The organism is Pseudomonas sp. SHLD1, assembly GCF_028640935.1.
GTDB classification, from domain to species: Bacteria; Pseudomonadota; Gammaproteobacteria; order Pseudomonadales; family Pseudomonadaceae; genus Chryseomonas; species Chryseomonas aestiva.
Genome location: NZ_JAQZAD010000013.1, coordinates 401,090 through 413,579 on the forward strand (window position 1 = coordinate 401,090; position 12,490 = coordinate 413,579).

The 12,490-nt window shown below is 59.6% G+C and carries 4 protein-coding genes; 1 reads left to right on the forward strand and 3 read right to left on the reverse strand.

Going from position 1 to position 12,490, the window contains the following annotated elements:
* Positions 1-361 precede the first annotated feature (361 nt).
* On the forward strand, positions 362-2,458 hold the full coding sequence (locus tag PVZ77_RS07290; RefSeq protein ID WP_273806124.1) for a putative bifunctional diguanylate cyclase/phosphodiesterase: 2,097 nt from the start codon (positions 362-364) through the stop codon (positions 2,456-2,458).
* A 133-nt stretch (positions 2,459-2,591) separates the two neighbouring features.
* Here the strand turns inward: PVZ77_RS07290 and PVZ77_RS07295 are convergent, their stop codons facing one another.
* From PVZ77_RS07295 to PVZ77_RS07305, 3 genes are all read right to left on the reverse strand, one after another.
* Positions 2,592-3,314 carry a Crp/Fnr family transcriptional regulator gene (locus tag PVZ77_RS07295; protein WP_273806125.1) on the reverse strand — a complete coding sequence of 241 codons (723 nt, stop codon included), beginning with the start codon at positions 3,312-3,314 and terminating at the stop codon, positions 2,592-2,594.
* 75 nt (positions 3,315-3,389) lie between these two features.
* On the reverse strand, positions 3,390-3,602 hold the full coding sequence (locus tag PVZ77_RS07300) for a hypothetical protein (RefSeq protein ID WP_273806126.1): 213 nt from the start codon (positions 3,600-3,602) through the stop codon (positions 3,390-3,392).
* Positions 3,603-3,866: 264 nt separating this feature from the next.
* The gene (locus PVZ77_RS07305; RefSeq protein WP_273806127.1) at positions 3,867-12,425 is read right to left on the reverse strand and encodes a GH36-type glycosyl hydrolase domain-containing protein; all 8,559 of its coding nucleotides are present in this window, start codon (positions 12,423-12,425) and stop codon (positions 3,867-3,869) included.
* Positions 12,426-12,490: the final 65 nt, after the last annotated feature.

Consider the following 12,490-nt stretch of genomic DNA (forward strand, 5'->3'; position numbering starts at 1 on the left):
GAATTATTACTGTGCTTAATGCGCGCGTATGGTTTTTGGGAGGTGGCATGCCAAATGAGTCAGCTGCTGTAGAGGGTGTATTGTATTTTCTGCTGATCGGCGTTGTCCTGCTTGTGTTGTTAGCCACTCTTGTTTTTGATTTTTGGTGAGCGGCCCTTTTGAATGCTTCACGTACCTATCTCCCTAGGACGTGATGCCCCTTTCTGCGGTTTTCCGTGATTACGAGTCTTTCAAGCGTTCAGAGTAGATGTTGATTGTGGAATGAGTAGTTTACAGAGGGGTGTAGAACGGCAGCCTCAGGTGAGCGCCTGATGCCACCTGTGATAGCTGCACTGAAACCTGCTTGCCGGTCAGAGGTGTGATGGACGTTAATCTGATGGTCGTTTCCACGAAGGCACGAGCCGCTAAGTTTGCAAAGAGTATTGGTTCGACGTCGACTGTATTCAGTGTTTCGCATTTCCCTGACATCAGTTTCGCGTTGGCTGCACTTAATGCCGGAGGATTAACCGATGTCATCGTCCTAGTGATGACAAGGCGCATCCTGAAGCCTACTAAAATCCTCGGCCTCTTAAATGCTGCCGCTAACAATACTCCTCCCATTCCTGTTGTGGTGGTAGGCGCTGAGTCCCTGCGAGCACGAGTAGATTTTTCCCTTAAACAAGGCGCATATCTCTACATAAGCGACGAGGTTTCCCATCCCAGCGTCTTGGTGCAAGCCTTACAAGACGTCTGGATCGAGTCTGAAGGCTATCGCGTGCGCAGTAGCGCTCTGTCCAGGGCACAGATCACCCTGGACTCCATCAGTGATGGAGTGATAGGTACCGACAGCGCCGGAACGGTCGAATACATAAACCCCGCCGCTGAGAAGCTGACTGGCTGGCCGAAAGAGTTGGCAAAAGGAAAACCGGTTGGCGATGTTATGAAAGTCACGCTCGATGGGGCATTCGGCGATATCCCTCATCCGGTGGAGCTGGCGCTGAGCAAGCGCGCACCTACAGGATTAAGTGCAGGCGCTGTCCTGCTGAGGCGTAACGGTGGAGCCATAGACATCGAGGACTCCACCGCGCCGATGATCGATGAAACAGGCGCTGTAACAGGGGCGGTTATCGTTTTCCACGATGTCTCGATGGAGCGAGCCATGAAAGCCAAGATGACGTATCTGGCGGAGCACGATCAGTTGACCCATCTCCCCAATCGCCTCTTGTTCCGCGACAGGGCCGCGCAATCCTTACGATCCGGCGTCAGAAATCAGTCAAGCGTCGCGATATTCTTTCTGGATCTAGATAATTTCAAGGGGATTAACGATTCCTTCGGACACTCCGTGGGCGATAAGCTTTTGATTTCCGTTGCCGCTCGCTTGTTGGCTTGTGTGCGGGAAGAGGATACGGTAAGTAGACAGGGAGGAGACGAGTTTTTAGTGTTGCTCGCAGGGCTTAAAAGTCGTGAGGCAACCGAGCGGGTTGCGCAAAAAATAATGTCCAGCTGCAGTGAACCTCATCTGATAGATGGTCATGACATCCATATCACGATCAGCCTGGGGATAGGATTTTCTCTCCGAGAGCATACCGATATAGATGCGCTTATTGCCCAGGCTGATACGGCTATGTATCGGACAAAACAGAATGGCCGAAACGGTTATACCTTCTTTAGTGATGAGATAGGCGCGCAGGTACAAGAACAGCAGAAAATCGAGGAGGGCCTTCGGCGGTGTATCGATCTTGATGAGATCAGGCTTGTTTATCAGCCTAAGATTGATCTTTCAAGCGGTGCGGTAGTCGGTGTCGAGGCGTTGATGCGATGGACCAATAAATCTCTAGGAGAGGTTGCGCCGACTCGCTTTATTCCTGTGGCGGAGACGACGAGACTGGTGATAGCGCTCGGTCGATGGGCCATAAAGGAAGCCTGTACGCAAATAGGGCAGTGGAGATCTCTGGGTTTGGGGGATATCAAAATTGCCGTCAATGTGTCGGCATTAGAGTTGGAGGACGACGCCTATGCCGACTATGTCTCCACGGTGTTGAGTGACTGCAAGTTAGATCCTGGTCTGCTGCAATTGGAAGTGACTGAAACGGTGTTCATAAAGGACTTGACTAAATGCGTGGTGAGGTTGGAGCTGCTAAAAGAAGCCGGTGTTTTGCTTGCGCTCGATGATTTTGGTACCGGCTATTCGAGCTTTTCATACTTGACCCGTATGCCCTTTGATTTTTTAAAAATAGACAGATCGTTTGTTCACGATGTCGAATTGGATAGCGGAAGAGTGGCGGTGGTCGGTGCCATGCTTTCGATGGCGAAAAGCCTTGGTTTGACGGTGATAGCTGAAGGTATAGAAACCTCTGCTGAGGCAGAGTTTTTTATAAATAGCGGATGCGATCAGGCTCAAGGATTTTTCTTTAGCAAGCCGCTGGAGGCTATGGATATGCCCGACTTCCTTCGTCAACAGCGCTCAACTGCAGGTTAATGCCGGCTGGCAACACTCTTTATAGAATGCTGAATGCATTGACACGGGCTCGGAAAAGCCAGGCTGGATGCTCCATGAGCCTTTTGCCTACGGCATGTTGCCCTTCATCCACCTTTCAAGAGCAGCCCGCGCGTCAGTTGCGTGTCGGTAGATACGACAGCAAACGATCGGTTTCCTTTTTCACCACGGCATAGCATTCGCAACTCAGTTGTTCGAGTCGGGTGCGGTCAAGCACGGTGATGTGCCCGCGGCTGTATTCGATCACGCCTTGGCGTTGCAGTTTGCCCGCTGCCTCGGTAACGCCTTCGCGACGCACGCCAAGCATGTTGGCGATCAATTCCTGGGTCATGTTCAGTTGATCACCAGGCAGCCGATCTAGAGACAACAACAGCCAGCGACACAGCTGCTGGTCTATCGAATGGTGGCGGTTGCAAACAGCGGTCTGCGACATCTGGGTGATCAGGGCCTGGGTATATCGCAGCATCAGTACCAGCATGTCGCCATGCAGGTCGAATTCTTCGGTCAGGCGCTGACCTTGCAGACGATACGCATAGCCATCGCTCTGCACTACGGCACGACTGGGTGTGCTCTCGCCGCCCATGAACAGCGAAATCCCAACCAAACCTTCATTACCCACCACCGCGATTTCCGCGGAGGCGCCGTTTTCCATCACATTGAGCAGCGAAACGATAGCGTCGGTGGGGAAGTACACGTGGCGTACCAACTCGCCAGATTCATAGAGCACCTGGCCCAGCGGCAGATGGACGAGCTCTAGGTGCGAAGAGAGCCGTTGCTGGACGTCGCCAGGTAGAGCAGCCAACAAACTATTTTGCTGCGGCATGGAGTCTTCGGGCATGGCTTCCCTTCGGCGGTGCGGTCGGATTGACCCGTCACTATACGCCTCGCGTCGCCTACGGACGATGCATTGGCGTCAGGCGCTCCTGGGATGAACAGCGTCGCTGCTCGAGGTATCGGCGATGTTGATCAGGTCCTGACCGCGCGCTTGTGCGGACTCGTAGCGAGCGAGCTCGCTGGGCGCCGCCTCGAGGTAGATGACGGTTGCGGAATCCGTCGGCCTGACGTCGCGCCTGGTGACCCGGATGATGTTGCCCGAACTCTGTGAAACGACGAAATAGGCGAGCATGACTGCTTCCTCTTGGCTGTTTGAGCAATCTTCTTAGTACCGCGCGCCCCACAGAGTTCGCGAATAGCTCTCGCGCCTTCGCGGGGCTGGTCGCAGCGTTGGTGTCCGCAAGACCAGTCCTGCGTTAGGTGGGTCTTCGGCCCCGTGCGGTTCCTTCGGCATAAAGGTGCGGCGTTACTTGCTGCCGCTGTGCACCGGCCCTTCGTCGTCGAATCCCGTACCTGTTGGCGCGACCGCCCCTGGCGAAGCGGTCGGAGCCCGCTGTCACCTGTATGGCCAGTGCACCTTGACCTGATGCTCCACGCCATCGTCGACCAAGCCTATGCTGTCGCCTGGCACCGTCACGCCGTCCATTTGGATAGCCGCCTGGGGCAGCTCGGTGGGGGAGAGCGCGATGCGGTAAAGGGTGGTGCCGAAACGGTAGTCCAGGCTGAAGGTCGTCCAGTCCGCCGGCAGCAACGGCCGGATGCGCAACTGGGTGCCGGTGCGTTGCACGCCAAGTAGTGATTCTACGATCAGCTGATACATCCAGCCGGCCGAGCCGGTGTACCAACTCCAGCCGCCTCGTCCTTCATGAGGCGGCATGCCATAGACATCCGCAGCCACTACATAGGGCTCGACCTTATAGAGGTCAGTAGCAGTGGTCCCGTGGCTGATCGGATTGATCATTCGTAATAATTCCCAGGCCCGAGAACTGTCCCCTAGCTCAGCGAACGCCATGCCTGCCCAGACGGCTGCATGGGTGTACTGGCCACCATTCTCGCGAACGCCGGGTACATACCCTTTGATGTAACCAGGATCGAGCACACCCTGATCGAAGGGCGGATCGAGCAGCTGCACCAAGCCGATGTCACGCCGCATGAGGTGCTGTTCCAAAGACTCCATGGCCGCACGTTGGCGCTGCTCCGGCGCCGCGCCGGACAGCACCGACCAGCTCTGGGCGATGGAGTCGATGCGGCACTCATCGTTGCGGGTCGAGCCCAGGGGCGTGCCATCGTCGAAGTAGGCGCGGCGATACCAGTCTCCATCCCAGGCATGTTCATCAAGGCTCAGGCGCAAGGTCTCGGCCTGCTCTTCGCAGCGCTTGGCAAAGGCGGCATCGCCCTGGAGCAGGGCGGTGGTTGCGAAGCGGCGTAGCACGTCGTAGCCGAAGAAGCCGAGCCAGACACTCTCGCCCTTGCCCCCTTCGCCGACGCGGTTCATGCCATCGTTCCAGTCGCCGTCGCCCATCAGCGGTAAGCCGTGAACGCCACGCCTCAGGCTGTGCTCAATGGCCCTCACGCAATGCTGGTACAGAGTCTCTCGTAAAGGAGAGCGGCTCGGCAGGTCGTAATAGGACTGTTCACCGCTGTTGAGCGCGCGGCCTTCCAGGTAACCCACGTCTTCCGACAGTACGCTGGCATCGCCCGTGACCTTGACGTAACGGCTGGTTGCCCAGGCCAGCCAGAGATAGTCGTCGGAGCAGCGGGTACGCACGCCGCGATCCAGGGGCGGGTGCCACCAATGCTGCACATCGCCTTCGACGAATTGATGGGCGGCGGACAACAGCAGGTGCTGACGAACCGCAGCCGGGTCGGCATGCAGCATGGCCATGCTGTCCTGTAACTGATCGCGAAAACCGAACGCACCGCCGGACTGGTAATAGCCACTGCGGGCCCAGAAGCGGCAGGCGATCACCTGATACATGAGCCAGCCATTGACCAGTACGTCCACGGCCGGTTCTGGAGTCTTGATCTGCAGCTTGCCCAGCGTGTCGTGCCAGTACTCGCGTACGCCTTGCAATTCCGCTTCCGCGGTGGCGTTGCCCCGCATGCGCAGCACCAGACGCGATGCCAAGGTAGCATCCTGCGCCGCGCCTAGCCGGAAAGTCACGCTACGCTTTTCGCCGGGCGCTAGCGGCATATCCACCCGTAGGGCTGCGCAGGGATCGAGCCCAGGGCCGCTGCGCCCGGACAGATGGGGCTGTGCCATCGCTGCCGGTGCCGCGAGATTTCCGTTGCGTCCGATGAAGTCACAGCGGCCGGCGGTACTGCTGGTGATCGGCATATCGACATCGAAAAAGGCCACCCGGCTTGGAAACTCGATGGAGTAGCTATTGCGTGCGAAGAGCGCACCGCTGTTCGGGTCGGCCTCGCTGACCACATGCATGCAGGATTTCTCGCGAAGATCTCCGAGCACCCAGGCCACGTAGCCGGTAATAGAAAGCCGCCGCGGGCGATCTGAAGCGTTAAAGATTTTCAGGTGCGAGAACTTGACCGGATCCCGTAGCGATACGTAGACCCACAATTCGCTGCGAATGCCGTCTTCTTCGTGTTCGAAGACGCTGTAGCCGAAGCCGTGCCGGGTCACGTAGTTGCCCTTGCCAGAACGTGGCAAAGGCGTTGGCGACCAGTAGTGGCCGCTGTCCTCGTCGCGCAGGTAGAGGGTCTCGTCGCCTGGGTCGCTGACCGGATCGTTGCGCCACGGCGTCAGGCGGAATTCGTGGGCGTTTTCATACCAGGTGTAGGCGTTGCCGCTTTCCGAAATCACGCTGCCGAAGTCGGGGTTTGCCAGCACGTTCACCCAGGGCGCTGGTGTGCGCTGGCCAGCCTGCGAGTGAATGACGTATTCCTGGCCATCGGCACTGAAGCCGCCATGGGCATTGCTCAGGATCAGGGATGCATCAGCCAGTGGGATCGCAGCAGTCGGAACGACAGCAGGCAACAGCTTCGCATCGAAAACCGTTAGTCTCGGCTCCGCGCGGCGCCGGTGGACCTGCTCGGCGAGACTGCCGCGCTCATCGCTGAGCACCAGATGAGCGACCGCCAGCATCAGCACGCGATCCTCATGTGAGAGCTGTTGCGCCGGACGCACAAAGATGCCACCTGGCCGATCGATCAAGTGCGCCTCGCTGCCCGAGGTGACCAGCTCCATAATCGAGTCCTGCAGATCCTGCCGATAGCCCGCTTGGTCTTCGTTCCAGATCACCAGGTCGACACTGAGCCCTTTGTGTCGCCAGTAGGCGTGAGCCTGCACCAGCTTGCGCACCAGATCGATATGGATAGCCGTGGAAATCTGCAGCAGTACTATGGGTCGGTCGCCCGAGATCGCCTGACCCCAGAGGCCGCTTTGATTGCGCTGATTGGCCGCGAGGATACTCGGTGCGGCCCGCAGTGAGGGATTGGTATAGATGATCGACGCAGCCATTTGCTCGAACAGCCGCGCCTCGGCGTGGGAGGTGTTGAGCTGGCGTAGTAGCACCTGGCTATGGGTCCAGCTCAGGTCAAAGACCCGATCAGCCAGGCGTCGGTCTCGGTACTTGTTGATCAGCTCAAGGCAACCCTCGCGGTTGTCGCTCACGCCGGTCACCAGGTCGATAGTGGCGATCTGGCCGGGATCGAAGGTAATCCGGCAACGGATGGCAACGATGGGATCGAGCACCGCGCCGGCGGTGCACGAAAGTGTCTCACTATCCATCGCTGCAGGGTGCGTCAAATTCCGCCCGCGCCCGATGAAGCGAGCCCGATCGGTTTCGTAGGAAATCGCCACGATGTCCGCATCGTGGACGGCCAGCACGTGGCACAACCACGGCACCTTTTCGTCACTGGAGCGTGGCCGACGGCTGCACAGAATGGCCTGCAGCGGGGTGATCAGCTCGCTTTGCACGAATAGCTTACTGAATGCCGGGTGCAGCGCATCGCCTAACGCGGGGGCCAGTACCACTTCCGCGTAGCTGGTGAGCTCCAGGGTTCGGCGCTGCCCACTGCGATTGCTGATGTGCAGGCGCCGCAATTCGATGTCGTCTTCCGGCGAGACGACGATCTCGGTATGGACGTCGAAATCACGTTCGCGGACCCGAAACTCGGCTCTGGCATCGGTAAAGATCGCCTCGAAGCTTTCCGTCTTGCGTAGGGTGGGCTGGTGCGCCGAAGACCAGAAATCGCCGCTGTCGACATCGCGCAGGTAACAGAAGGTACCGCTGTTGTCGCAGGTGATGTCCTCCTGCCAGCGGGTGACGGCCAGGTTATCGCGGCGGCTGTAGCCGCCGCCGGCATTGCTGATCATCACATGGTAGCGGCCGTTTGATAGCAACTGCACCGCCGGGTGCCGGCGGCCAGGGTCGGTGTAGACCCGCAGCTTGTTTTCACTGGCCTGCAAGATCTGACCCTCCAGCGAGGCATTAGCGGTATGCAGGTATTGCGCAGCACTTTTAGGCGCGCGTTCCTGCAGCAGCAGGGACGTGGCCTGGAACTGCGGATTGGCTTCAAAGCGACGCTGCATGGGCCGTTCGAGGAGGACATGGGTCAGCGACAACAGGCTCATGCCCTGATGGTGCGCCATGAACGACTGGATGAGTCCGGCATTCTGCCCAGGAGGGAGACGGGCGCTGGTGAAGTCAATAGCTTCATAGAGGCCATAGCGACCAGCCATGCCCATACCGGCCAGGCGCTGGAGATTCTTGCAGGCGGCTTCTGGCGCTACCATCAGCGCCAACACCGACGCGTAGGGCGCCATCACCACGTCTTCGCCAAGACCGCGCTTTAGACCCAGGCCGGGCACGCCGAAGGCCCGGTACTGATAGTTCAGTTGTGTATCCAAGGTGCTGTAACCAGACTCGGATACGCCCCATGGCAGGCCCAGTTGCTGGCCGTATTCGATCTGTCTCGCCACCGCCGCGCGGCAGGTCTGGTCGAGCAGGGTGCCGGCATAATTGGGCATGATCAGCAGCGGCATCAGGTATTCGAACATCGAACCGGTCCAGGACAGCAATACGGGATTCCCGCCATTGCTCGTCAACAGCCGGCCCAGGGTGAACCAGCTCTCCTGTGGCAGTTGTCCCTGCGCGATGGCCAGGAAACTGGTCAGGCGTGCTTCCGAAGCCAGGAGATCGTAGTAGCCGCCGTCCAGGCGTTGTTCCTCGACGTTGTAGCCAATGGTCAACAGCTCGCGTTGCGGGTTGTAAAGAAAGGTGAAGTCCATGTCGGCCAGGTCGGCCGTGAGATCCGCCAGGCGTAGCGCGGTGGCGATACGCTCGCTGGCATGGGCGATCACCGCACGTACCTGAGGCTGTTCGGCAACGGGCCACTGCGTGAAATCCAGCTGCGCCAGCTCATGCCAGCTGGCCGACCCCAGGGGCGAGCCGGGCAGGGTCAGGCTGGCCAGTTCGCCGTGGAGATCCTCGCATTGAGCGAGTAAGGCCAGGCGCCAGTAGTCGGTTTCGGGAGCCACCCTTAGCGTGGACTCCAGCGCCTGTGCCTGCACGATCAAACGCTGTAGGACAGTGATGATATCGTCCAGATCTTCAAGCGTAAGAGCAACTGCCAATTCGCCGTGCACACCGTCGAGCAGGCGCTCATCCAGGTCGCTCTCCAGCACGGCTTCTTGCAGTACGGCGAGGCAGTCCGCCAGGCCATCGCGCCAGTTAGGGTTGAGCAGTGGCGCGTGCGGCAATTCATAAAGCCCGGATCTCAGGGTCAGTAACAGGCCAGCCAGATTGCCGCTATCCACCGTGGAAACGTAGCGCGGTGACAGCGGTTGCAGTGTCTGGGTGTCATACCAGTTGTAAAAGTGGCGGCGATGACGCTCCAGCCGCGCCATGCTGGCGAGCGCATTATCCAGTCGCGTGAGCAGACGACCCCCGCTCAGGTAGGCGAAGTCATGAGCCGCCAGGTGGGACAGCAGCGCCATGCCCATGTTAGTCGGCGAGGTGCGGTGGGCGGTCACCGCCGTGGGCTGTTCCTGAATGTTGTCCGGTGGCAGCCAGTTGTCTGCAGGGCCTACATGATCGTCGAAGAAGGCCCAGGTCTTGCGCGTCAGACAGCGCAGTAACTGATGCTCGACGGGTGACGGCGTGAATACCGATTGGCCGGTTGGTTTACTCAACCAATAGGCGATGGCCGGTGCCAGCAGCCAGGCCAGCAGCCAGGGTGCGGCGATTGCCAAGACCCCGGGTCTACCCAGCAGCAAGGCGGCCAGGGCGATAGCCAGCAGCGGCGCCACCCACATCAACCGATACAGGCCTGACAGGTCGTTGCGACCGCTGCGCTCCACTTCGCGAGACGAATTCCATTGCAGCAGATGGCGCCGGCTGACGGTCATCCGCCATAGCGTGCGAGCAATGGCGTCCAGGCTGCTGAAGGTTTCGAAGGGTAGCCACACCAGGCTCAGCACCGCCCGCGTGAAATGCTGGGTAGCGCTGCGAAGGACGACCTTCAGGTGCTGGCCGAGAGAGATGTCCTGGGCTTCGTGTAGCAGCTCCAGGGAGGCGCTGATCAGGGGCTGGGCAATCACCAGCAGAAATACGCCCAGGCTCCACGCCAGTGGCTGGGAGCTGACAAACCAACCCCATAGCAATACCCCAAGAAAGGCTGCCGGCTCCAGGCTACGACGCAGGTTGTCGATGATCTTCCAATAGGCCAGGTGGGTGAGGCGATTCTGCTCCAGACCACCGTCGGATTTCGGTGTCCAGGGCATTAGCCATGGCAGCAATTGCCAGTCGCCACGGATCCAGCGATGACGGCGTTTGGCGTCGGCGCTGTAGCACGCCGGGTGCTCTTCATAGAGCTGTACATCACTGATCAGCCCGGAATGGGCATAACAGCCTTCGATGAGGTCGTGGCTGAGGATACAGTTTTCGGGAAAGCGATCCCGGAGGGCATGCTCGAAGGCATCCACGGCATAGATTCCTTTGCCGATGAATGAGCCGTTGCCGAACATATCCTGGTAGACGTCGGATACGGAGCGCGTATAGGGGTCCACGCCTGCGTCGCTGCCGAACAGCTGAGCGTACGTGGAACGGGCGATGCTCGGCAGGCTGATACCGATACGAGGCTGCAGGATCGCGTAGCCGCTGGTGATGCGTTTCTGTCGCCCATCGAAGCGCGGCTGATTGAGTGGGTGACAGATCGCACCGAGGAACTGCCGCGCCACATCGCGCGGCAGTTGGGTGTCGGTATCCAGCGTGATGACGTAGCTGATCCTTGGTAGAGCAGAGAGGTTGCCGACGATTAGGGAGAAGCGTCCATCGCCATGCCCACGTAGCAGCGCATTGAGGTCTGCCAGCTTGCCGCGCTTGCGCTCGTGACCTATCCAGCTTTGTTCGGTAGGGTTCCAGCGCCGTGGGCGATGTAGCATGAAGAACCGCGCCGCGCCAGTTTCCGGGTACTTCAGGTTCAGGGCTTCGATAGCCTGGCTTGCGTAGAGCAGTACTGGCGCGTCGCCGTCGAGCACTTCGCTCTGGGCATCCATGAAATCGGTGAGCAGGGCGAAGTGCAGGTTGGCATCACGGTTGGCGAGAAAGCGTACCTCCATGCCATCAACCAGTTCTTCCACATCCTGAACGCTGCCGATCAGCGTTGGCACCACCACCAGTGTGCGCGCATCGGAGGGAATGCCGGCGCTGAAATCCAGGCGCGGCAGAATATCCGGCAGCAAGGTCAGGGTCACCAGGCGATTGACCAGCGCGATGGCCAGTTGGCTGGTCATCACCACTATCGGCCCGCCGAGCAGCAGTATCGCCCAGAGCCCCCATCCGTCCGCTCTCGACCAGGTGAAGAAAGGCCAGGCCAACAGCACGCTGAGCATCACGACGGGCACGACAAAGAACGCCATGGGCGCGCCGCGCAGTATTCGCCGGCAACGCTCCACCAGGGAGCGCTGGGCACCCAGCTGCGCTTCCAGGGTGGTCAGTCCCGCGCCCACCAGATAGAAACCGACGTGCCTCTTCAGCGGATCCCGTTCGGACGCGGCGTCGCAGAGGGCGATGGCCGCCTGCGCGATGTCAATCTCGGAATGCGAACAGCTGCGCGCCAGGCGCTCGATGGCGTGACGGTAGTGATCGCGGGTAGCGAAATCCATTTGGCTGTAGATATCGGCCGGGTCCTTGGCCAGAGCCTGTTCGACGCCGCTCAGGCGCTCGACGAACTCGCGCCAATCCGCCGCTGAAAGCAGGCGCAAGCTGTTGATGCTGTTACCGATCGACACCTGCTCCGTGGCTTGCAGTTGGCCATCAAGGTGGATGAGGCGTTCGACACTTTGGCCGGACTCCGCCAGGGCCTGTTCGATCCAGCTCATCGGCAGCACCAGAGACGTGCTTTGGCCCTGCAAGCGTCGCGAGAGCTCCGCAACGAAGGCGCTGGTCAGCGGCGGCGCCGAGCGGGCGAGGTCGGCCACCAGCAGCACGACGCTTTTGGCGTCGTGCTCTGCAGTCGAAATGAAACGGTCGGCCCAGTCGTTGGCGAGATTGCGATCGGTCCAGCTAGCCATCACCTGCGACGCGACACGACGCAGATTTTCGATCAACGCCAGGCGCAGCATGATAGGAATGGCCCACAACTCGCCCAGGGTCAGGGGCATGACCGCCTGATAAGCGGCGACGAAACGGCTCAGATTATCGCTATCGACGCGGCCGTCGCCATGGGAGATGGTTTCCAGCGCGATGTCATACACCCGCGGAAAGGTACGAGATGGCCCATCCTCCAGACCTGGCAGCTGACGGCAGTAGCCTTTGGGCAGATGTTTCTGGGCGGTGCGTATCTGTTCTTCGACCAGATAGAAATTGTCGAGTAGCCACGCGGCTGCCGGCGTGCTGCGTTGATTGGACAATGCGGCGACGGCCATCGCGTGGCAACTGCTGGCTAATAGACCGGTATTCTCAACAAGGCGGTGAAGCAGGGCGTCCGAGGTGGTATGGACGCTCAGCTGATGTTGTCGGGCGAGATGAGCGCCGTGGGCCGCCATCTGATCCAGACTGAATAGTTCTGCGCGTAAGGCCGGCTCGTACTGGAAGGTGCGCGGCGCGGGATGCCACAGCCGTTGGATCGCTCGAAGCCATTGCCTATCCATGTTTTCCTTAGCATTCAGCGCGAAACACAAACAGCGGCGCAGAGATGCCTTCCACGCAGATGCCG

What these genes read in the sequence shown, in the direction of transcription:
- PVZ77_RS07290 (WP_273806124.1), top strand. Translation starts at nt 362, where the DNA reads ATGGACGTTAATCTGATGGTCGTTTCCACGAAGGCACGAGCCGCTAAG.
- PVZ77_RS07295 (WP_273806125.1), bottom strand. Translation starts at nt 3,314, where the DNA reads ATGCCCGAAGACTCCATGCCGCAGCAAAATAGTTTGTTGGCTGCTCTA.
- PVZ77_RS07300 (WP_273806126.1), bottom strand. Translation starts at nt 3,602, where the DNA reads ATGCTCGCCTATTTCGTCGTTTCACAGAGTTCGGGCAACATCATCCGG.
- PVZ77_RS07305 (WP_273806127.1), bottom strand. Translation starts at nt 12,425, where the DNA reads ATGGATAGGCAATGGCTTCGAGCGATCCAACGGCTGTGGCATCCCGCG.